We start from the raw sequence: 23,728 nt of genomic DNA, 5'->3' as shown, positions 1-23,728 counted from the left end.
CCTAAAGTCACCCCATCAACCACTGATGGAGTCAGCCCCATGTCCAAGCGCGATGTAGTTTTTCCACCTGCCCGCCACGCCCTGTATGAACGTCACCGTTACTCGCCGGCGATTCGCTCCAACGGTTTCCTGTTTGTCTCCGGACAAGTCGGCAGCCGTGAGGATGGCTCGCCCGAGGCCGATCTGCGCGATCAGGTGCGCACCGCCTTCCACAACCTCAACGCGATCCTCGCTGCGGCCGGTTGCAGCTTCGATGATGCGGTGGATGTCACCGTGTTCATGGTCGATCCGCACTCGACGTTCGAAACGATCTGGACTGTGGTGCCGGAGTTTTGGGGCGAAGCGCCGTTTCCGACCATCACCGCTGTCGGCGTGACCTGGCTGGCGGGTTTCGATTTCGAGATCAAGGTGATTGCCAAACTGCCCGAGGCGGCTTGACCACAACCGTACACAAACAGACACACCGCGCCGGCACGGAGGCTGGCCAATCTCCTCGCGAATGCGTATAACCTCGCCGTTTCGTCTACCCTGACGTGGCGCGCCGCCCGGTAGCGGCTGCCCTTCGAATGTTGACGCTTACGAAACGGAGAATTCTATGTTCAAGCGTACCCTCGCCCTCACCGCCGGTCTGGCGCTGTCCTTTTCTGCCCTGATGACGCAAGCCGCTGATGTCCTGCGCGTCAGCGCGATTCCCGACGAAGCCCCGACCGAGCTGCTGCGCAAGTTCGAACCGCTGGGTGCCTACCTTGAGCAGCAGTTGGGCATGAAGGTGCAGTTTGTGCCTGTCGCCGACTACCCGGCGGTGGTTGAAGCGCTGGCCACCGATCGCCTCGACATGGCCTGGCTCGGCGGTTTCACTTTTGTGCAGGCTCGTTTGAAGACCGACGCCACTACACCAGTGATCCCGCTGGTGCAGCGCGAACAGGATGCGCAGTTCACCAGCAAATTCATCACCGCCGACCCGAACGTGAAAAGCCTCGCCGACCTGAAGGGCAAGACCTTCGCCTTCGGTTCGGTGTCGTCCACCTCGGGCAGCCTGATGCCGCGTTACTTCATGCTGAAGAACGACGGCATCAAGCCTGAAGGCTATTTCAGCCGCGTCGCCTACTCCGGCGCGCATGACGCCACCGTTGCCTGGGTGCAGGCCGGCAAGGTCGATGCCGGGGTGTTGAATGCCAGCGTCTGGCAGAAACTGGTCGACGCCGGCAAGGTCGACACCAGCAAAGTCAAAGTCTTCGCCACCACCCCTACCTACTTCGATTACAACTGGACCGTGCGCGGCACCCTTGATCCGAAGCTGGCCGCGAAGATCAAGCAAGCCTTCCTTGACCTCGACCCAGCCAATCCTGAGCAGAAGAAGATCCTCGATCTGCAGGCCGCCAGTCGCTTCATCGAGACCAAGCCCGAGAACTACAAGGGCATCGAGGAAGCCGCCCGCGCCGCCGAACTGCTGAAATGACCCTACGCCTCACCCAGGGCAGCCTGCGCCATGCCAATGGCGTCGATGCCCTTCGTAACATCGACGTGCAGATTGGCGCTGGCGAACAGGTCGCAATCATCGGCCCGTCCGGCGCTGGCAAGTCGAGCCTGCTCAATCTGCTGGCCACCGCGCTCAAGCCCAGCAGTGGCGACATCGAAGTGCTTGGCGAACGCGCCTGGCACTTGTCGGCGCACCAGCGGCAGCGCCTGCGTGCGCGCATCGGCCTGGTGCATCAGGCGCCGCCGATTCCGCCGCGTCAGCGGGTCATTACGGCGGTGCTGGCCGGCAAGCTCGGTCAGTGGAGTCTGGGCAAAAGTCTGCTGAACCTGCTGCATCCACTGGATGTGGCGGGCGCTCGCGCGGCGTTGGCGCGGCTGGATCTGGGCGACAAACTGTTCGCCCATTGCCAGCAGTTGTCCGGCGGGCAATTGCAGCGCGTCGGCATTGCGCGAGTGCTGTATCAGGCGCCGGAAATATTGCTTGCCGACGAACCTGTCTCGGCCATGGACCCGGTGCTTGCCGGCCATACGCTGTCGATCCTTTCGCGTCACGCCCGTGAGCACAACGTCACGCTGGTGGCGAGCCTGCACGCGGTGGACCTGGCGCTGGCGCACTTTCCACGGATCATCGGCCTGCGCGACGGGCAGATTCTTTTTGATTGCCCATCCGATCAGGTCAGCCGCGACAAGCTCGATGCGCTGTACGCCAATGAACAACTGCAATCGCCTGCGCCGGCGGTCGCGCCTTTGATTGTGCAGATTCCGCGATGCTGAAGGCCGATTCACGGGACCCGGCGGCGTGGCCGCGACTGTTGCTGACGCTGCTGGCGCTGGCCCTGCTGTGGCCGGGCATTCAGCTCAGTGAGCTGGACCTGGGCGTGTTGTTTCAGGCCGATAGCCAGAACGAAATGGGGCGTTTCGTTTCGGCGTTCTGGCCACCCGCGCACGATCAGGCGTTTATGCAACTGCTGCTCAAAGCCACCCTGCAAACCCTGGCGATTGCCACGGCCGGCATGGCCTTGGCGTTGCTGCTGGCGGTGCCGGCAAGCCTGATCGCCAGTCGCGCGCTGTCGCTTTCTGCCGCTTCGCGGGGCGGCGTGCCGAGCCTGGCCGGGCGCTTGCTGCGCTGGCCGGTACGCGGCTTGCTGATCTTTTTGCGCAGCGTGCCGGAGATCGTCTGGGCGCTGTTGTTCGTGCGCGCGGTCGGCCTCGGCCCGGCGGCTGGCGTGTTGGCCATCGCCATCACCTACAGCGGCATGCTCGGCAAGGTCTACGCAGAAATTTTCGAATCCACCGACCAACGCCCGGCGCACGCATTGTTGCAGGCCGGCAGCGGTCGACTGGCGGCGTTTGCCTACGGCACGCTGCCGAATGTCGCCGCCGAACTGCTCTCGTACACGGTGTATCGCTGGGAGTGCGCGATCCGTGCCTCAGTGGTGATGGGCTTTGTCGGTGCCGGTGGGCTGGGGCAACAGATCGACTTGTCGATCCGCATGTTTGCCGGCGGTGAAGTCGCCAGCATGTTGCTGACGTTCCTGCTCCTGGTGCTGTGCGCTGATCAACTCAGCCGCTTGCTGCGCTGGAGGCTGACATGAGGCGCCTGATCAACCTGCTGCTGCTCGCCGCCATTGCGGTCGCGGTGGTCGCCTCTTTTGCCTATCTGGAACTGGATCTCGCCGAACTCGGCAGCGCCAACAGCCTCAAGCAGATGGGCAGTTATGTGCAGCGTTTTCTAAGTCCCGACTTGAGCGCCGGTTACCTGAAAGCCATTGCCCACGGTTCGCTGGAAACCCTGGCCATGTCCGCGTTGGGCACCCTGCTTGCGGCACTGATCGGCATCGTCCTCGCGCTGCCCGCTGCCGGGCGTTTCGGCTGGCCGCTGCAAAGTGCGGCGCGCCTGCTGCTCAACGGCTTGCGGGCGATTCCAGAGCTGGTTTGGGCCGCGCTGATGGTGCTTGCCGCCGGTCTCGGACCGAACGCCGGCACCCTCGCCCTTGCCCTGCACACCACTGGGGTGCTCGGTCGGCTATTTGCCGAAGCATTGGAAAACACTCCGCCACAACCGGCCGAGGCGATCCGTCTGCAGGGCGGCAATCCGATCCTCGCGTTCTGCTACGGCACCCTGCCTAACCTTGCCCCGCAACTGCTCGCCTACTGCCTGTATCGCTGGGAAAACAACATCCGCATGGCCAGCGTGCTGGGCTTTGTCGGTGCTGGCGGCCTGGGCCAGATGCTGTATGTCAGCTTGAGTCTGTTCCAGGAAGCCCAGGCCAGTACGGTGATTCTGGCGATGCTGTTGCTGGTGTTTCTGGTCGATTGGTTGAGCGCCTGGAGCCGGCAGCGTTGGGTCAAAGCGTAGGCCGAGTGGATATCTGGCAAAAGCTGATTATGCTTCAGGAAACCTTGCAGCCCTGCGAGGCGGTCAGACTGTGCAAGCTTCACGCTAGAGCAACGGCGGCAGATGCCAACGGGCCAGAGTGCGACAGGCAGTAACGGGGGACTCCGGCCTACAACAATAAGCACGACGGAGAACACCCATGGCCACAATCGACACAGCATCCACCGGCACACCGCCCCGCAGCGGCGGTATCACGAAGGAGGAGCGCAAGGTCATCTTCGCTTCCTCGCTGGGCACGGTTTTCGAGTGGTACGACTTTTACCTCTACGGCTCGCTGGCGGCGATCATCGCCAAACACTTCTTCGCCGGCGTCAACGAAACCACCGCATTCATCTTTGCCCTGCTGGCCTTCGCCGCCGGGTTTGCGGTGCGGCCGTTCGGCGCCATCGTCTTCGGGCGCCTGGGTGACATGATCGGGCGTAAGCACACGTTTCTGATCACCATCGTGATCATGGGCGTGTCCACAGCAATCGTCGGTTTGCTGCCCGGCTACGCCACCATCGGCGTCGCTGCCCCGGTGATTCTGATCACCCTGCGTCTGCTGCAAGGCCTGGCGCTGGGTGGTGAATACGGCGGCGCGGCGACCTACGTCGCCGAGCACGCGCCACGCAACCGCCGTGGCTTTTTCACTTCGTGGATTCAAACCACCGCCACCCTCGGGCTGTTCATGTCGCTGCTGGTGATTCTCGCCTGTCGCACGGCGCTGGGTAACGAGGCGTTCGAGGCTTGGGGCTGGCGGATTCCGTTTCTGCTGTCGATCATTCTGCTGGCCGTGTCGGTGTACATCCGCCTGCAACTGAGCGAGTCGCCGGTATTCCAGAAAATGAAGGACGAAGGCAAGGCCTCGAAAGCGCCGCTGACTGAATCCTTTGCACGCTGGGACAACCTCAAAGTGGTGATCATGTCGCTGCTCGGAGGCACCGCCGGGCAAGCAGTGGTCTGGTACACCGGGCAGTTCTATGCGCTGTTCTTCCTGTTGCAAACATTGAAGATCGACGCGCAGACCGCCAATCTGCTGATCGCCGGATCGCTGCTGATCGGCACACCGTTCTTCGTGATTTTCGGCAGCCTGTCCGATCGCATCGGGCGCAAACCGATCATCATGGCCGGGTGCATTCTGGCTGCTTTGACCTACTTTCCGATCTTTACTGCGCTGACCCAGTACGGCAACCCGGACGTGTTCGTCGCTCAGGAAAAAAATCCGGTCAAAGTGATCGCCAATCCTGATCAGTGTTCGTTCCAGTTCGATCCAGTGGGCAAGGCCAAATTCACCAGTTCCTGTGACCTGGCGAAAACGTTGCTGGCGAAACGCGCGATCCCGTACGAGAACGTCGCCGCCGAACCGAACACCGTCGCGCAGGTGCGCATCGGTGACCGCGTTGTCGAGAGCTTCGAAGGCAGCGCCCTCACCGCCGCCGACTTCAAGGCCCGCAACGACGCCTTCACCGCCAGCCTCGGCGCAGCGTTGAAAGACGCCGGTTATCCGGAAAAAGCCGACCCGGCGAAAATCAATTACCCGATGATGCTACTCCTGCTCACCGTGCTGGTGATCTACGTGACCATGGTCTACGGCCCGATAGCCGCGTGGCTGGTCGAGCTGTTCCCGACGCGCATCCGCTACACCTCGATGTCGCTGCCCTACCACATCGGCAACGGCTGGTTCGGCGGCTTCCTGCCGACCGTGGCGTTCGCCATGGTCGCCGCCACCGGTGACATCTACTACGGGCTCTGGTACCCGATCGTCATTGCAGTGGCGACGGCAATACTCGGCACGTTCTTCCTGCCGGAAACCAAGGATCGCGACATTCTCAAGGACTGAAAAAAGCCGCAGTGCCCTCTCCTGCGGGAGAGGGCCTCACCGCTGAAAAATTTCGAACGTCTGCCGCCGCGCTGTCTCCAATGTGTACACCCACAGGAGGCCAGCGCCATGAACCCCAACGACGACAAAACTCCCAACGCCCCACCCACCGATGCCAGCGGCAAACCGGTGAACGTGGTCGAGCGCGATCTGCAGGACCGCGACGGCAAAACCGAAGGCGTGGACAAAATCATCACGCCGTCTTCCACTCGGGTCAAAGAGCAGGAAGCTGAAGAGCTACAGCGCAAAGTCGATGAGATCGAGCGTAAGGTTGCAGACGGTAACTGAGTGCAGCGTGGCTGTGGCCGCAGCTTTGAGCGGCGGCTGTCAGCCCGATGACCAAAAGCTGATTTCCTACAGAATTGAACTACACAGCTGATCGACTTCACGTGCATCACAAGCGAAGCGTCTGACAGATTTGCATCGTCTGTTTGCGGATGATGTCTCCCTCGTCCCGCCAGTGACGACAACGAGCCCACATCCCCTTAGACTGCTTCACATTGATCATGGAGGTCATGATGAGCGCTGAACTTTCACTTATCGTTTCAGACTTCGAAACCGAAGAAGAGGCTGCGGATTACGATCTTTGGTATCGCGCCAAGGTACAAGCCGCACTTGATGATCCACGTCCGCCTATCCCCCACGATGAGGCAATGGTGCTGCTAGGTCAGATGCTGGAAGAGAGACGCAAGAATCGACGCGCTGCCGGTTAGCTGGAGTAAACCGGCTCTTGGAGACCTGGCTGACATCATCGAATACGTAGAACAACGCAACACTGTCGCTTCAGTTGCACTGCACCAAAAGCTCAGCGCCGCAGCGCGAAGGCTTTCCTGGATACCGCATGGTTTCCGCTCCGGCCGAATACCGGGCACTCGCGAAATGGTCATCAACTCGAATTATTTACTGGTCTATCAGGTGACAGACCACATCAAAATTCTGACCGTGTTGCACGCCCGTAAAAAATATCCATAACCATTCATAAAAAAAGGCGGCCAACCGGCCGCCCAAACGTACTGCACGAGAGCCTTTTACAACGTCAGCTGCCCACGCTCCTCCTCGGTCAGCTGCTGCTTAGCCTGTTCATCCAATGCCCCGGCGCCCAGCACCTGCACCGGGCTGTCCGGGTTATAACCCGTCGCTGGCGCGCGACTGGCACCATCGCGCGTTGGTGCCAGTTGCTCGTTGCCGAAGCTGAGCACCTGCACAGTGAATACCGAGGCTTGGTTCTGCCGCGCCGCTGCCTGTTGCTGCCGGGCGACGTCTTCCGCCGCTTGCGTAGCGGAGGATGCCGCCGAACTGGCCGAGGTGATCGCGCCGGTGTTCACCGCCGACACCACCGGCACGCCGGTTGCCTTGCCCTGCACCGAAATGTTCGCGGCGTTGACCACCGTCAGCGCGGCGATGTTGACGTTGCCCGACACGCGAATCCCCGCCTCGCCGGCATCGATGGTGCCCAGTGGCGCGATCAGGTCGATGTTGCCCGGTGCCACTTCGGCGATCGGGTTGAGTGTGGCGATACCGGCGCCGGTACTCGGCACCGACGGCGACAGCGTGACGTTGCCCCAGATGTCGTAGACACGTTTTGGCGGGGTGTAGACCACGGTGGTTTTCGAACCGCGACCGGCGTTGATATCGCCCTCGGCGGACCAACCGAGAATCGAGCCGCCGAACGTGGTCATGATCCGGCTCTGGCCGAGCAGAATGCTGCCTTGGGAGTACAGCTGAATGTCGCCCGAGCCTTGGGTGATGATCCCTGCCGTCGACGGCGGCGCCGCGCCTTCGATGCCGAACACCTGACCACCGCCCGGCGTGAGCATCTGGATATCGCCGCCAAACAGCGTCTTGACCCCGGCGCCGCCGTACATCGTGATATCGCCGTCGTAACGGATCGGATTGCCGGCGACATCAGTGGTCGGGAACAGCGCCGCAATGGCGTTGCGACCGCGCAGGTAACTGCCAGTGCGCGGACCACTGGCATCGGTGTATTCCAGGCCGCCGGCGCGCAATTCGGCGAAGTACACCTGGCGGGCGAAGATCGCCTGTTCGGTACTCGGCAGTGCGGCGAAGAAGGCTTGCGCCTGTTCGTCGCTACCCTTGAAGCCATAACCCAGGCTCAGCCAGCTCCGCAGTTCTTCGACGTAGGTCTTGACCACTTTGCCCGGCTGCGAGCTGAGGGCCACCGCTGAATCCGCTACGTTTTGCGGGTTCAGATAGCGCGCAATGAACCGTGAGTAATCCGGCCCCTGCGCGCCCGCACCCGCTTGCATCACGATGCTCGCACCGGGGCGCTGATCATCTGCCACGGCAGGGCCGAGGCTGGTGATGCTGGCGCGATCTTCCATCAGGATATTGCGCCCGGCATTGACGTCCAGAACACCCGGGCCGGCAATGTCGAAGCTGCTGTAGAGAATGTCTCGCCCGGCCGAAACCCGCGAAATGTCGCGCGCATCGTTATGCACGAACAGATTGCCGGTAGACGCGATCTGTTCGTTATTGCGACCCATGCCCCCAACGGGCGCAAACGTGGGTTGCCCCAAATTGGTACCGGACGCCACGATGTCACGCCCCGCCACCATCCACACCGGGCCTGCCGATTCATACCAGGTGCGCTTCGTGGTCGCGAACGCCAGCGTTTCGCCCGTGCGAATTCCTACCAGGTCACCGGTCAGTGCATAGAAGCGCGCCGGCCCCTGAACACTGCTAGACCCCGAGTAGCTATCGGGACCAAAGGCAAACAGTGGATAGCGCGAATTGGTTTGCGCCAGCACACCATCGCTGCCGGCGTTGGTCGTGATCGGCCGAGCGGACTGGTTGTTGCCGTAGCCATTGAACGCGGGTGCAAACGGTGTGGCGAGCGCCGCCGGGCTGGCCCCTGACTGGTTGATGGCGTAGCCGCCGGCATAGATCGAATCCCCAGCGATCAGTTCAAGCTGCCCCGCGCTGGAAGGTGCCAACAGCAATGACCAGGCCAGAGCCGGCGCCGGGTTGCCTATGCCGTAGGCCGCTGATGGTCCCGCATAAATCGAGCCCTGGCCGGCCACGGCACGCAATATCGAAGGAAAGACGAAGCGGTCATCGGTCGGTGACCCGTTAAGCCCGGCGACGGGGTCCTGCCCGGTGGTTTCCATCAACTGGGTGCTGGGCGTCAGGTTGCCGCCGGCCGAGAACAAATCGATGGCCGTGTGATCGGTCCACAGCGAGAAACCACTCAAACCGCCACCGGCATGGTAAATGCCATCCGCCGTGGTAAACGGTGTGGAGTTCTGCAACCTCACGCGGCCCGGATCGGCGGCGCCACCCAACACCAGATCGCCGCGGGTGTTGAGGCGCATGCCGGAGTCACCGGGAATCAGCACCAGCCCACCACTGGCATTACTGGCCGTCGAGTTGAACGGGTCGAAGGCGCGCGTTTCCCGTGGGTCATGAAACAGCGCCGAGGCGCCGTACTGCAGATTGATACCGCCCAACGCGGCGCCCGTCAGTTGCGCCGCACCGCGCAGGTTGATGAGCGCGCCCTGCAAGTCGTGCGTCGGCGTGCCGGTACCCGCCAGGCCGGCACGTGCCTGCAGAGACGGATTAAGGACACCGCCCAGACGAATATCCAGGTCTCCGCCACCGGTCAGTTGCAGGTTCCCGTCACTGTCCACGCGGCCCGTACTGCCGACAGCCACGATCAACCCCTGACTGCGAGGGTACGACGCATACCTGTCGTCGCCCATGGTCTTGAGCATGCCAGCATCCCCGCCGGCGCTCAGACTGATGTTGCCGCCGCCCAGCGTACCGAACCCGGTAAAGCCCACCAGATAAGGTCTGGTTTCCTCGCCCAGCGCTGGCAATGGCTGCGCAGCGTAGCTGCCGAAATTGATCCACCAGGCAGTCGGTACATCGTTGTTGCCGGTACCTTGGCGCCAGAGCCAATTGCCCACCGCCACACTCGGCACCTGCTCCCGCGTACCGTCGCCCGTGGCGACCGAGCGACGGCCAAGCACGTCACCCGACACAGACCCGCCGGCATTGATCGTCAGGTTACCGCCCATCTGCGGATACCAGGCCTGATAGAGGCTGGCACTTCCGCCATCGACCCATTTTTCGTAATCGCTGCCAGCGCTGCCCAATACCGAGCCATCAGCCGACAGCCTTCCGCGGGGCTGGTTATAACGCGCGTCGACGTCTGCCGATTGGGTGCCGGCGGTGTAGACGCCGAAAGGTGAGGCCATGCTCAGGTTACCGGCCGCCATCAAATCCAGGTCGCCGGTGCCAGTACGCAAAACGCTGAACATCTGCGTGTGGGCCTGGGCGCTCTTGCTCGGATTATTTTCAATGCACAGTGCCGGGTCGATGGAGCACCAGAACAATTCGTCATCGTTCATCGGTGTGTAATCCGGCATGCCCATCCAGTTGCCAGGCGCCCACACACTGCGCGCCATGGGCGCGCAAGAACCGGGAGCGATATCACAGAGCACAAGGTATTCCTCGGGAACCGGTTCGTACGGTGTAAAGCCATACTCGTTATCCACCGCCCAGACCAGTTTGCCGGCCACCTCGATCATGCTCACACCATAGTGAGTGTCGGCCATCTGCAAGTTGCCGACGCTGGCCTGAGGTTTCACGCTACGGCTGTCGGCCGCGGTCAGATCGGCCCCTGCCACCATGCGCATCGACCACGACGCACTGCCCGCCGGCAGCATGCTGGCGATCGCCCAGTTTCGACCTTGCTGGTTTCCATTGGCAGGACGCAGGTCGAGGAATACCGTGCCATCGGCGAGCTTCACGTTGGTCATGGAGGGGATCAGCGAACCCCGCAACAGCGCCAACGTTCCGTTCAACACAACACCCACCGTTTTATTGTCGGCATCAACCGCACCCGGCAGCGGCACGCCTTGGGGCCAGAGCAGGGCCTGCAGTGCGGTGGCGTTGTTCAAGCGAATACCTGCACCCAAACGACTGCCGGCCGGCAGGGTCACAGCGTTGTCGAGCAACGTACCGGCGGCATACATCAGGTTACCCGCCGCGTCATGCACATCGCCGGCCAGCACCGTTCCACCCTGTAACACGTAAGGTGCGGCCAAAGTGCTCTGAACCGGCAACACCGTGCCCGCAGCCAGTGTGGCGGCTTGAATCGGCAGGTCGTAATTCAAGGTGGCGCCAACCGGAAAGAGCGTCCCTTCGGCCAGGCTGACACCACTGCCCGGTACGATCAGGTCACCGCCGAAAGGCTGTATCCCCGGCAACAGTTTCCAGCCGGCGTCGTCCACGGTTTCCGGCGGCGGTGCGAAACCGTCGTTGATGCTGCCGTAGATATCGAGGTTGCCACCGGCACGGATCAACAGGCTGCCCGCTTCCCCGCTGCCATACACCGAGGTCCGGCGAGTGTGCGGGTTGAGGCTGGCGTAACGGTAGCCGGACAAGTCGAGATCGCCCTGCACCACCAGATCGCCGTCAGCGGTTTTGCTGACGATTTCCACCCCCGGGCGCAGATGAAACGCATCGGCATAGGTCGCATTGTTGAGGCCGGCCAGTTTGCGTTGTAGCAGATCACTGTTACCCAGCGCCGCATCGATAAAGCCGCTGCTGTCTGAGTGAATGCGATCCAGGTAGGCTTGATCGATCACTTGATACGGGCGACCGCTGGCCGCCGGATCGGTGCCATCGGCAGCATCACTGTAACTTCGCACGGCATTCAGCCCGATGGAGCGGGCACCTTGGATACTCAACGTACCGCTGGCATCCACCGCAATGTCACCGCCGCCCAGACGCGGTGCATTCAGCTCCAGCGTCCCACGCAACACGTCATCGCGTTGTCCCGCCTGGTTTCCAGGCACGGCATCGGTGCCGTGACGCAGATCAATCCGTACACCAGCGGCCAGCGTCAGCACGCCGTCACCTGAATTGAGTTCAACCATGGCGCGGTTCGGTGCGTCGATGATTTTGCCGTAGCTGTCGACGCGCAGTACGCGGCCATGGGCATCGAGCAGCGCGTTGCCTGTCAGGTTCAAACCGTTTTTGCCGGCAAGGCGAATGCTGCCGACCCGTTCACCACTGGCATCGATCACCCCGTCCACGGTCAGGTTGCCATTGTCCACCGAGACATTGACTTGGCCCGCTTTGAGTTCGTTACCGATACGCAGATTGCCCTGCTTGAACTGGAAGCTTCGACTGCCCACTACCCCGCCGGCATTCAAGCGCAGGTTAAGGCTGGCAAAGGCCTCGCTCAAATCACCCGCCAGGCGCTGGGCGCGAATGTCCACGCCAGCGGCCTTGTACGGCACCCACGTACCGCCCGCGTCGTAATAGCCACTGCTGCTGCCGACAATCTGCCCTTGCAGATCAACCTGTCCAGCGTCAGTGGCCAGGGCCACAACGTTCAATTGCCCGGCCTGATTGTTGACGGCGGACAGATCGATTCGCGAGCCCGCCAACTGACGAATATTGCCGTTGTTGCTCTGCAACGACACGTCGCCGCCCCAGCTGTATTTCTGTACATCATTGAACGGCAGAACCCGGCCCGCCATGTCCACCTGCGCGCCGCTGCCAAGCAGCAGATCATCCTCGGCATTGACCAGCAGCTTGCCGCTGGCGAGGACGATGCGACTGTCGAGCACAACACTGCGTGCCGTCAGGCTCAGTTGCGCACCGAGGGCATCCGCGGCAGCCGTTGTGGCGCTACCACTCAGAGTCAGGTTGTTGCCCGCCTTGAGTTCACTGACCGAGGCGGCCTCGGCGGTCAGCAATGGCGTGCGCAGATTGAGATTGCCGCCGCTGTAGCTGAACCCCTTGACCGCGTCATAAGCTCCTTGGGATTCGTACACCGCCAGACTGCCCTTGTGGTTGGCGGTGATGCGCTCGCTGGCGTTGAAGTTGACGTTGGCAAATCCCAGGGCCAGTCGGTTATTGCGATCCAGGCCATTGGGTTGCGGGTTCGGGCCATAACCCAATTCGATCCGCTGCGCCTGAATATCCAGCGTGCCGTGCCCGTTGCCGGCGCCGTCGTTGACCACCGTACCCGGGGCCTGAGTCGCCCCGTTCCAGATCAGATTGCGGGTGCGGATCGTCGCGACATCGGTGGCAGCGCCCGAGCCGTAGATAGCCGGGCTACCCAACACCAGATTCTGCAAACGGCTCTGGCCGGTCTGCGGATCAATGGTGTCGAGGGTCACGCTGCCGAAAAAGTTGAACGCATCGCGGGCCACCAGACTCAGGGTTTCCAGCGCGGGGGCGCCAGATTGCGTGTCGCCCTGCAACAGGCGATCCAGCACGTTCTGGTTAAGCGTCAGGCCCGCGGGTGTGCGGCCGCTGGCTGCGGCCAGTGCTTGCGGACTGCCGGCATTGACCACACCGACCGAAAGCCCGAGTTGGCGAGTGCCAAAGCGCACGCTTTCGCCCAGTTCGAAGTCTTTGTCAGTGGCGGCGATGATGCTGCCGTTGGAGTACAGCAACGCCGCAGCGGTGCAATCGGCCGTCGGACAGTTGCCGATACGAATGCTCCCGCCCCCGCCATCGGAGGGCGCAAGCACCGGCGTCCAGCCGTTGGATACCACCAGCAGGCTGGAGCGCCCCGGTTCGTAGACGAAACCGGCTGCGGCATCATACGGGACGTTACCTCGCCCCAAGGTATTGACGCCCGCTCCCGCATCGATGGTGATGCCGCCATTGGCGCTGTTACTGCTCAACACAACCTCTGGCGCCGAGAGGATCGCGCCTTCGCGCAGACGAATCGCCGAGGTATTGCCGATCACCTTGATCGAGCCGCCCTCCGAACCGTAATACACGGTTGGGGTGCCACCGATAGTCAAACGTCCGGCATTCAAGCGGTTGAGGGTGTCGGCGTACAGCGATACACCGTCGAACCCTGGCGTTCGCGTATGCCCGGCACCGAGAATTTCAAACTCTGCGCCGGTATAACCGCCCTGAACGACCGCCGTACCAATGACCCCGCCGCTGGCAGGTTTGAACAGCACCTGCCCGTTGAAATCCAGGGCTGAGTCGTGCTCGCCGCCACTGACCATGCGCAGGTGCAGCGTGTTGCCGTCCAGCGGTGTGCGGGCGCGCGGCAGACCGCGGCGGGCAGCATCATTGAGCACAAATTGGCTGAACCCGGTTTCGTTGTACTGTGAATAGCGCCGCAGCACATCGGCAGACGTCACGATGACCTGGCTGGGCAAACTGTCGCGGATACCGGTGTTGGCAATCGACAGCTGTCCGGCCGTGGTCCACGAGCCATTGCGCAACTTCAACGCACTGTCCATCGGCCCCGCAATCGCTTGACCATTGATTTCGACCCGCAAGGCGCCCGGTAACAAGGCAAAGGTCGATGGCAACAAGGTGTAGGTGCCGGGTCCCAGTCCGGCAACGCCGGTCCCGAGGGTGATCTGCTGGCCGATACGCGGATCGACCGCGCCGGCCTCGGCCAGCATCGGCGCATAGCGGCTCTGGTCACCGGCCACGATTGCATACACGGGGTTATTGGCCAGCCCCGGCAAACTGAAGGTGCCATCGGTGGCATTGCGTACCAGCGGATTGAAACGCGCATCGGTGGAGCCACCTCGTCCGGAGACAAAACCGGCACCGCGCAAATCGCCGCCGCCCGAAAGGTCGATCACCGCCCCGGCCTGCACATTGGTGTATTGCGCATCAAGGATGACCCCGGAGGTCGCTCCGGCAATGCCATTCAACATCACCGACTTACCGTTGTACCGATAGTCGATACCGTCGGTGGTTCCTCCATAGGGCATGACCAGTCCGGCGGCGCTGACTGAAGTCACGCTGCCCGGCAGAAGGTGAAGTTCACGGGTTTTGACAATGACGTCATCACCCAGGGATATCAGCCCCAAAGGCGCACGAATGACGCCGCCCTGCTCGATCTGTCCCGCACTGAGTGTCAGGCTGCCGAACACCGAGTAAGGCAAAGCGGTCGGCGCCGCCCCGTGATTGCCGATACGCAACGTATGCTCCGGCACCGATCCGGCCATACTTTGATAGCCCACTCGCACCTCAGCCGAGACGCCACTGGCCGGGTAGATCTGCGCAGCCCGCATGTGCATGTCACCCGCAGTCCACAGACGGCTGCGCTGCTGTTCATCGGTTGGCGCGAGGAAGCGCAGGTCGCCCTGGCTGTCGAGCGTGACCAGACCAAAGCCACGGCGGCTGACCGCCAGCGCCGGTGCGGCCGATTGCACAAGAGTCCCTTCGGTGCCGAACGAAAGCGAGTTGCCCACGTCCAGCAGGTCCGCGCTGGCGGTGAATTGCGCGCCGGACAACTGCGCTGTCGGATTGCTCATTACCCGCGGACGCACTTTGACTTCCGAGCTCAAATAGGTGCCCAGCCCTGACAGGCGCAGGTAAGGTGCGCTGAGGTTGACCCGGGCGCTGTCACTCGCCGACTCGGCCAATGAAAGAGAACCGGCGAACAGGCTCAGGCCCTGCCCCATATGCAGGTCGACATCGCCGTCGAACGTCATCAGACCGTTGCTCAGCAGACTCACGCTGCCGAAGCCACCGCTCATCAGTTGATCGGCACTCAAGCGTGCACGCCCGTAGCGTAAAAGTGGCGAAGCCAAACCCGCTCGCAGCGGCTGCGGCAGTGCCGGCGCGGGCCCTTGGCCAATGATCATTTCACGTGGCACGCGCACCGCATTGCTCAAGTTCGCGGGACCGTACGCCGGTGTATCCAGAGCGATCTCCAGACGCCCGCCCGCCGCACCTGCACCGCCAGCACTGGCCTGCAGACTGCCCTCGATGAACAGACCATTGTAGGAACTCAGGGTGATCCGTCCGCCATCGGTGGCCACACGAGCGGGGCCTTGCCCACCGCTATCGAGCACGGCTTGCGCACCGGACGCTTCCAGTCGCGCACCTTGGCGGATGATGACGTAAGCATCGGCAGCGGTCGCCGTGATTTTCTTCACATCAATCTCGCCACCGACAATGATCGAGCCACCCTTGCCGACCTGGCCGTAGACGCGGCCCAGCGCATCGACGGCGGTCGCTGCCCGACCGGCAACATCGATCAAGGCATGTTCACCGATCCAGATCGAACGGTTGTGCGGGGTCGGATCGGCCTCTTGCAAGGACGTCGCCACATCAATCGCGCCGAACTGCTGTTGACGGATATCGACAATACCGCCCCAGGCGTTGAGTTCACCATCAAGCGTGATCTGGCCTGCCCCGCGCAAACCGATGCGCTGGCCGGGATCGACACTGATCCGTGAGCCTTCGCCAATCGACAACGGACTGCTGGCGGGATCTATCAAGCCAGCAAGAGTTGCGCCGGCCTGCAATGCGACAGAAGCGCCGGCCCTTTGCGTCAAGACGCCCTTGAGCGGGTCTTCCTGAAATAGCGCGGGCGTCCATAGCTCCAGCGCAGCGCGCGGCGACATACCGGACACAATGGTCGAGGCAGATTCGCCAAATCGATAGACCGGCATCTGCACATCGATCGCGCTTTGCGCGGCGACCTCCAGCCCCTTCAGACCGATGATGTTGTAGGCGCTGAACCCCGTGCGGAACAGCTCCGGCGTCAGGCGCAAGGTCTGGTCTTCGGCCACTTCGCCGGAAGCGCCGATCCGCACCTTGCTGGCCTGCACGGTCAAGGTGCCGCCGCCGTTCACGCCATAGCCCTGCACCTCGCCATCGAGCACCATGCGCGACAGGCCTGGCGCACTGTTGGCGCTGGATTCAAGCGTCACGTCGCCACCCTTGCCGCCACGCGTCTTGCCGTTGGCCAATACCGCACCGCCCGACGAAACATCGACCAGACTGCCACTGGCCAGCAGAATGTCGCCGGTACTGCGGATCGACACCGTCCCGCCATTGAGGTACGCCAGGCCGCCCGCGTCGTCCGGGTTACTCGACAGGTTGCTCCACAGACCGCGTGTCTGCAGCTGCACACCCTGCGCAACCGTCACTCGCGCTTGCTTGCCTGCTGAAACCTGGAGACTGGTGTCATCACGCCGATCGGTGGCGAGCTGGTTCAAAACGTTGCCCAATTGCAGGCTGCCGCCTTGCGCAATCAGATCGGCATTGACCTGCACGTCAGGGCTGAACAGGGTGATGTTGCCACCGTGATCCACCGTCACGCCTTCATTGACTTCAATCGTGTTTTTCGCCGAGATCTTCAGCGCGCCCAGCGCGAAACCATTGAGCAGCCCGGCATCGAGGAACAGTTTGCCTGCGCGTTCTGCCGCGACCGTGTCGGTCAGCCCTGCGCTCGCTACGCTGGCATGCGCGCCCCCCACTTGCACCTGATCGAGCAACGGGTCGAGTTGATAGAGCAGGCCGGCACTGGCAGCGACATAAGCAGCATCGTAACTGCCAACCACCAACTGCCCTCGCCGCGCCCGGGCGGTCTGGGTCTGGGCATAGCCGTCCAGACCTGCCCGCGGTGCCTGGATTTGCCGTTCGCCCTGAAACACCTCACCCAACAGCTGGCCTTCCAGCACGGCGTTGCCCGTGGCGATCACCAACTGGCCGGCATCCCGGCCAACGGTGTACCCCGCCTCTTGGCGACGCGTCGGCGCGATCAGCGGGCTATAGAAATAATCCGTCTGGCCCCAGCGCTCGCTGTGACTTTCGTAACCTTTGTAAAGACCGTTGTAGAGAATATCGCCCGGCGCACGCGACACTTCGTATAAGCGCCCGTCCGCACCGCGCAGCCAGCTCTGGCGAATCTCGCCGCCCTGCACATCAAGCGTGCCGCCGGACACATTGATCAGCGAACCTTTTTCGCTGATCACGTCCTTTCCGGAAAACCGCACCTCACCGCCCTGCGCCATCCATTCACCAACGCCATGGCCCTGAGTGCCGAGGTATCCGCCGACCTCCAACAACCCACCGGCGGTGTACCAGCGGTCGGTGGCGTAACCGTTGGTGCCCGCCGGCACGAATACCAGCTCACGGACATCGACCCAGATGTCGTTACTGTTGAGCGCGCCGTTCTCGCGATTGACCGGCGCATCACGCTGCTCGTTGCCCTGGACGTTGATCTTGATGTTGTTGTTTGCCATCGCCACTTTGACGCCGAGGGCGCCGGACACGTCGATCACCGCCCCCTCGCGCAATAGACTGCGCTGTCCGGCGGCAACTGCCACCTGCCCACCGGTGGCAAGGGTGATCGAGCCGCTTTTGAATTCGACGGTGCCGCCGCTGCCGATGTCGATACGTGACTGATCGCTGCGGATCCGGTTGTTGGCGTTGACGCCGGTCAGCGCCGCCTCGCGCTGGCTGTCCAGGGCGGTGAGATCACTGCTGTCGAGCAGAATCGCACTGACGCCATTTTCGCCGAGGGTCACACGGCCTTGGGCATCGCTGGCCGGATTGAGCAGATGCACGGTGCCGCGCGTCGCCACCGAAGTGCTCGCCAGCAGCACACCGTTTTGCACAACATCGCGGCCGGTCAGGGTGATGTCGCCGGTGGATGCCTGGATCAGGCCGGTGTTGCTGACTTTGCCCGAGCTGTCAGCCTTGAAACCGGGAATGACCTCACTGCCGAAAGTGGTTGAATAACCATTACCGTCGGTACCCGAGCCCTTGCGGATATAGAAACGGTCCCCCGCACCCAGCACCGTCTGACCTTTGGCCGTACTGATCGAGCCGTCGTTCTGCACGTCCTGGCCGAGCAGCAAGGTATAGCCGCCGGCGTCGGTGGAGAGCGCAGGTTGATGCGTTTGTATGGTTGCGCCACGCTCCACCAGGACTTTGCCAGCAGCGTCGGTAAAGGTTGGCTGACTGCCGGTGCTGTCGAAATACAGACCCCGATCGCGAAATTGTGCATCGGTCATGTTCGCGGCTGCCGCTACCAGATTTCGTACATTGACCTGGCTGCCACCGCTGAAGACGATGCCGTTGCGGTTGATCAGCATCACCGTGCCGTCCGCTTTGATCTGCCCCTGAATCTGGCTGGCCCGTGCGCTCGGATCGTTGACGCGATTGAGCACCGCCCAGTTGGCCTGCTGGGCAAATTCCACTGTGGTATTGCGGCCGACGTTGAACGTTTCCCAATTGAGAATCGCCTTGTCGGCGGTCTGCTCGATCTTCACCGTGGTCTTGCCGTCGGCCTGGGTTTGTTGCGGGCCTTTGGCGTTCATCCAGCCCTGGCTCAGGCTGTTATCGACCTTAAGGCCGCCCTCGCCCAATCCGTCCGGAACCACTTGCACACTGCCCAATGCGGCGGCACGTCCAGCGGCTTGTGCGGCCTGCTGAGCGGCAATCGCTGCAACGGTGTTATTGAGTGTCTGCAAAGAGCGCTGCAACTGCTGGCTGGCCCGTTGCTGCTGTGCCAGCGGTGGGGTCATCCCCGGCAGACCGCTCCCACCCGGACGCGACGCCGAAGCCTGCTGCGCTGCGCCCTTCGCGGCAAACCAGGTGGAACTGAACGCTGTCGCCGCCTCGGCACTGCCCGCCACCAGACACAAGGCGACAGCTTGCGCCAATGGCTTGAGCAGCCACTGTGCGGGATCGCCCGCGCCACGTTTGATCGGCCGGATACGGTTACTGTGACGGGAGGTGCGAGCAAGCATCACTACAGGTCCTTTTGGGTGGCAGGTCGGATCAGCCCTGCTGTTACGACATAGGCAGTTGGCGAGCCTCACGACCGAACGGATGTCACACAAACTTCATGTTCGAGGAGTAAATCGGCAAAAAAAAACAGCAGCCCGAAGGCTGCTGCCGTTTCATTGCAGTTGAGACAAGGCTTACAAAGGACGACCAATGCCGTTACAGGCGTTGGCGTTGTTGATGTCCAGGTTATTGCCCGAGGTGTTGGTGATGAAGTTGGCGGTCACAGCGGTTTTCCAGTTGTTGGGAACCGGCGTGAAGCTGTGGGCGACGGTGGCGACGTTGTTGCCCGGGTTGCTGTAGTGGGTGGTCAGGAAGTTGCGCACGGCGGTGGCCACGGCTGCATCTTTGTAGCACTGGCCGAAGATGAAGTTGGTGTAAGCCACAATCGGGTAACCGCTTGCCGGGTTAGGCACGACCGGGGCCCAGCCAGCCGGGTTGGCAGGTGCGCTTGGCACCGGTGCAGTGCTCAGCGCCAGCGTCACGTTAGCGTTGGTTGGCTGGACGCCATTGACGCGGGCAACCACAGCGTTGCTGGTGGCGTTCACGCCGTCCGGCCCCACATAGCCGATCGAACCGTCCACGGCGTTCACCGCAGTGGCCACATCAGCGGTGTTGGCTACGCCGACCCAAGTCGATGGCAGCGCGGAACCGGCCGGCAGACGAGCGTTGGTGAAGGTGGAGTTGACGGCGAATTTGCCTGGGCAAACGGAGTTCAGGTGGCGACTGAGAATTTCAGTGGTGCCACTGGACACGCTGCGGTAAACCACACGGATCGGCGTGCTGTCGGCGTTACCCAGCAGAGCGCCCCAAGTGGTGGCGGTGCCCGACAGCGCATCGCACAGTTGAGCGCTGGTCAGGTTGAGCGCGGTCTGACCGGATTTTTTGTACGGAATGGCAACCGAAGTGGCCACCGATGGCAGCTGGATCAGCGGGCCGTACGAAGCACCGAAGTTGGTGGTGTAGGTGCTGAGTTCCGAAGCGCTGAGGATCGAGTCGCTAGCGGCAAAGTGCACAGTACCGGTGGTGCTGAACTGGGCGGCGTTGTTGGTCAGGAAAGCGCTTTTGCCAATGCCGCTACCGGTCACGGCGTAGCTGAAGTTGGCAGGCAGGATGCTGTTGGCAGAACCTTTGTACAGCGCGGCAGGCAGCGAGGCGCCACCACCGGTTACGGCCATGGCCTGGGCGGAAGCCAGAGCGGCGACGGTCAGTGAGGCGGCGATCAGAGTGCGCTTGAACATGAAGAATCTCCTTTTCAACTTGGTTTGGAACACAGGTTTCGGAAGGCTTGCATGACACCGGGAGGGTCCACCGCAGTGGAGCCGCAGGGAGAAATTCGCAGCTTCCGGTGACAGATAAAGGAAAAAACCTCGGGAGCTGCGCGGGGATTTTGGTGCGGATTTCTCGGGTGTTTGCGGTGGGTTGCGGCGCGTCTGGATCGGGGGTTTGGCTGAATCGGGCTGGAGCCGTTGGCGGGTGGTTGCAGATGACAGAATGGAGAACCCGAGGATGGGCGGATTGGGGCTCGGGATATGCTCAGGGCCGGTGAAAAATATTTGAGTTTTGTGTTGTCGGGACTGGCGCTTTCGCGAGCAGGCTCGCTCCCACAGTTGAAATGCGTTCCTCTGTGGGAGCGAGCCTGCTCGCGAAGAGGCCAGCCCGGCCAACATCAAAAGCGGCTACTGCACCAACTGGTTGATCTCAATAATCGGCAACAACACCGCCATCACAATCACCAGAACCACCCCGCCCATCACCACAATCATCAGCGGCTCCAGCAGCGCGGTCATGCCCATCGCTCGCCGTTCGATATCCCGCGACAAGGTCTGTGCCGCGCGCTCGAGCATCGGTGGCAGCGAGCCGGTTTTCTCGCCGCTGGCGATCAGGTGAATCAGCACCGGCGGAAAGACATTCTCCACGCGCAGCGCGGCGGCGAGGTTGACGCCTTCGCGCACCTTTGCCGTGGCCTCGCTGACGCTCAGGCTCAAGCGGTCGTTGGACAACGTCTGCCGCGCTGCTTCCAGTGCACGCAATAACGGCACGCCGGCACCGCCGAGAATTGCCAGCGTGGAGGCGAAGCGCGCGGTGTTCAGGCCGAGAATGAAACGCCCGAACAGCGGCAATTTCAGCACCCGGTGATGCCAGCTCAACCGCGCCGCCGGATTGCGCAAATAAAGACGCCAGCTCCAGAACGCCCCGGCCATCAGCGCCGCACACAACCAGCCCCACGCGCGAATGAAATCACTGGCGGTGAGCATCGCCAGCGTCAACCCCGGCAAATCCTGCCGCGCTTGAGAGAACGCGCTGACCACCTGCGGCACCACATAGCTGAGCAGGAAAATCACAATGCCGATCGACACCAGCCCGACCACGCCCGGATAGATGAACGCGGTGAGAATCTTGCCGCGCAGGTTGTTGCGTTCCTCGATGTAATCGGCCAGCCGTTCCATCACCTGCGCCAGATCGCCGGACTCTTCACCAGCGGCAATCAGCGCCCGGTAAATCTCGGGAAAATCCCGTGGCCGCGACGCCAGCGATTCCGCCAGACGCATGCCGCTGCGCACATCGGCGCGCACGGCGCTGAGGGTCTGGGCGATGTGCTTTTTCTCGGCCTGCTCGACCGTGGCGCTCAGTGCTGCTTCCAATGGCAGACTGGCGCCGAGCAGGCTCGCCAGTTGCCGGGTGGCCCAGGCGAGGTCGTTGTCGGAGAGTCTGGCGCTGAACAAACCGCCGCCGCCGTGTCGGGCGACGTTGCTTTCCTCGTGCACCGACAGCGCCGTCAGGCCACGCCCGCGCAAGGCACTGAACGCCGCGCTCTGGCTATCCGCCTCAAGGTGCCCGGACTCGATTTTTCCCGTGGCATCCGCCGCTTCAAAGCGATAGCGATTCATCAGGCGTCCCGTGTCACACGAAGGATTTCTTCCGGCGCGGTGGCACCGCTGCGAATCCAGCGCTCACCGTCCTCACGCAGGCTGAACATCCCCGCTTTCGACGCCGCCGCGCGCAAGGCCTGCTCCCCTGCCCCTTGGTGAATCAGCGTGCGGATGTCGTCGTCGATGCAGAACAATTCGTGGATGCCGGTGCGGCCGCTGTAACCGGTGTGATTGCACGCAGCGCAACCGACCGGGCGCCAGGTGCCGGGCGTGGCCGGGTCTTCCTGTTTGCATTGATTGCACAGGCGCCGCACCAGGCGTTGCGCAAGGACGCCGAGCATCGATGACGCGAGCAAGAACGGCTCTACACCCATGTCGACCAGGCGATTGACCGCCGACACTGCGTCGTTGGTGTGCAGCGTCGCTAGCACCAGATGCCCGGTAAGAGAGGCCTGCACGGCGATTTGCGCAGTCTCGAGATCGCGGATCTCACCGATCATGATGATGTCCGGGTCCTGCCGCAGAATCGCCCGCAGCGCGAGGGCAAAGGTCATGTCGATCTTGGCGTTGACCTGAATCTGGCTGATCCCCGGCAAATCGTATTCCACCGGATCTTCCACGGTGAGGATGTTGCTGGTGCTCGCATCCAGCCGCGCCAGCGCCGCGTAGAGGCTGGTGGTTTTGCCGCTGCCGGTCGGCCCGGTGACCAGCACGATGCCGTGGGGCTGGCGAATCAAATGGTCGAGTTTGGCCAACACCTGCGCATCCATGCCCAAGGTTTCCAGATGCAAGCGCCCGGCCTGTTTGTCGAGCAGGCGCATCACCACGCGCTCGCCGTGGCCGGTGGGCACCGTCGACACACGAATATCGATCGGCCGCCCCGCTACGCGCAAGGCAATGCGACCGTCCTGCGGCAAGCGTTTTTCGGCGATGTCGAGCTGAGCCATGATCTTGATCCGCGACACCAGCGCACCGTGCAACGCCTTGCGCGGCGAGACCACATCACGCAGGGTGCCGTCGACCCGGTAGCGCACCACCGAATGGGTTTCGAACGGCTCGATATGAATGTCGCTGGCTTCATCGCGCGCGGCCTGGGTGAGCAAGGCGTTGATCATGCGAATCACCGGCGCGCCGTCCTGGGTGTCGAGCAGGTCGGTGATTTCCGGCATGTCCTGCATCAGCCGATCGAGGTCGACTTCGTTTTCCGCCGCGCCGACCACCGCCGCCGCACTGCCGGTATCGGCGTAAGCACTGGCGAGCAGCCCGTCGAGCTCGTCATCACGCACCCGCTCAACCTGCGTCGCACCGAACTGCCGACGCACTTCGCTGATCGACCAGCCGGGCGTCGATGGGCACACCGTCAACACGCCATCGCGCAAAAGAATCCGCTGCGCCTTGGCCCAGGCATACGGCAACACACTCATCGCCCACCCTCCCCAGAATCCACCGTGGCAATGCGATCCCTTGTGGCAATGAGATCCTCAGTGGCAATGAGATCCCCTGTGGCAATGCGATCCTCAGTGGCGAGGGGATTTATCCCCGTTGGGCTGCGAAGCAGACCCAAAACCT

At 62.5% G+C, this 23,728-nt stretch carries 13 protein-coding genes; 9 read left to right on the top strand and 4 right to left on the bottom strand.

What is annotated here, in order from left to right; genetic code table 11:
- Window positions 1–39 precede the first annotated feature (39 nt).
- The 9 genes from ASG55_RS19940 (at window position 40) to ASG55_RS19900 (ending at window position 6,707) form a co-directional block, all read left to right on the top strand.
- Complete coding sequence (locus ASG55_RS19940) at window positions 40–438, top strand: RidA family protein (protein ID WP_041480136.1); 399 nt, start codon at window positions 40–42, stop codon at window positions 436–438.
- Window positions 439–595: 157 nt separating this feature from the next.
- Window positions 596–1,459, top strand: coding sequence for a putative selenate ABC transporter substrate-binding protein (locus tag ASG55_RS19935; RefSeq protein ID WP_056789576.1), 864 nt, complete (start codon window positions 596–598; stop codon window positions 1,457–1,459).
- Entirely contained in the window at window positions 1,456–2,253 is a 798-nt protein-coding gene (locus ASG55_RS19930) for a phosphonate ABC transporter ATP-binding protein (protein ID WP_056789573.1), read from the top strand. The genes ASG55_RS19935 and ASG55_RS19930 overlap by 4 nt, the downstream gene beginning before the upstream one ends.
- Complete coding sequence (locus ASG55_RS19925) at window positions 2,247–3,074, top strand: PhnE/PtxC family ABC transporter permease (protein ID WP_056789570.1); 828 nt, start codon at window positions 2,247–2,249, stop codon at window positions 3,072–3,074. Before ASG55_RS19930 ends, ASG55_RS19925 begins: the two co-directional genes overlap by 7 nt.
- On the top strand, window positions 3,071–3,838 hold the full coding sequence (gene phnE / locus ASG55_RS19920) for a phosphonate ABC transporter, permease protein PhnE (protein ID WP_056789567.1): 768 nt from the start codon (window positions 3,071–3,073) through the stop codon (window positions 3,836–3,838). The genes ASG55_RS19925 and phnE overlap by 4 nt, the downstream gene beginning before the upstream one ends.
- 178 nt (window positions 3,839–4,016) lie before the next feature.
- On the top strand, window positions 4,017–5,696 hold the full coding sequence (locus tag ASG55_RS19915) for an MFS transporter (protein WP_056789565.1): 1,680 nt from the start codon (window positions 4,017–4,019) through the stop codon (window positions 5,694–5,696).
- A gap of 108 nt (window positions 5,697–5,804) precedes the next feature.
- On the top strand, window positions 5,805–6,023 hold the full coding sequence (locus tag ASG55_RS19910; RefSeq protein WP_056789562.1) for a hypothetical protein: 219 nt from the start codon (window positions 5,805–5,807) through the stop codon (window positions 6,021–6,023).
- Window positions 6,024–6,253: 230 nt separating this feature from the next.
- The gene (gene relB / locus ASG55_RS19905; protein ID WP_056789559.1) at window positions 6,254–6,448 is read left to right on the top strand and encodes a type II toxin-antitoxin system RelB family antitoxin; all 195 of its coding nucleotides are present in this window, start codon (window positions 6,254–6,256) and stop codon (window positions 6,446–6,448) included.
- Entirely contained in the window at window positions 6,429–6,707 is a 279-nt protein-coding gene (locus ASG55_RS19900; protein WP_330219661.1) for a type II toxin-antitoxin system RelE/ParE family toxin, read from the top strand. Before relB ends, ASG55_RS19900 begins: the two co-directional genes overlap by 20 nt.
- Window positions 6,708–6,763: 56 nt before the next feature.
- On the opposite strand, the gene ASG55_RS19895 is transcribed toward ASG55_RS19900, so the two are convergent.
- From ASG55_RS19895 to gspE, 4 genes are all read right to left on the bottom strand, one after another.
- Complete coding sequence (locus ASG55_RS19895; protein ID WP_056789553.1) at window positions 6,764–19,249, bottom strand: filamentous haemagglutinin family protein; 12,486 nt, start codon at window positions 19,247–19,249, stop codon at window positions 6,764–6,766.
- 174 nt (window positions 19,250–19,423) lie between these two features.
- Window positions 19,424–20,527: a substrate-binding domain-containing protein gene (locus ASG55_RS19890; protein WP_056789549.1), complete on the bottom strand. Its 1,104-nt coding sequence runs from the start codon at window positions 20,525–20,527 to the stop codon at window positions 19,424–19,426.
- A gap of 438 nt (window positions 20,528–20,965) precedes the next feature.
- Window positions 20,966–22,177 (bottom strand): type II secretion system inner membrane protein GspF, encoded by a 1,212-nt coding sequence (gene gspF / locus ASG55_RS19885; protein WP_041480124.1) that lies wholly within the window; start codon window positions 22,175–22,177, stop codon window positions 20,966–20,968.
- Window positions 22,177–23,583: a type II secretion system ATPase GspE gene (gene gspE / locus ASG55_RS19880; protein WP_056789546.1), complete on the bottom strand. Its 1,407-nt coding sequence runs from the start codon at window positions 23,581–23,583 to the stop codon at window positions 22,177–22,179. The genes gspF and gspE overlap by 1 nt, the downstream gene beginning before the upstream one ends.
- Window positions 23,584–23,728 lie beyond the last annotated feature (145 nt).

This window comes from Pseudomonas sp. Leaf434 (assembly GCF_001425545.1).
In the GTDB taxonomy this organism is placed as follows: domain Bacteria; phylum Pseudomonadota; class Gammaproteobacteria; order Pseudomonadales; family Pseudomonadaceae; genus Aquipseudomonas; species Aquipseudomonas siliginis.
The sequence above is the reverse complement of the archived record's forward strand: the minus strand, read 5'-3'. Positions and strand labels throughout refer to the sequence as shown.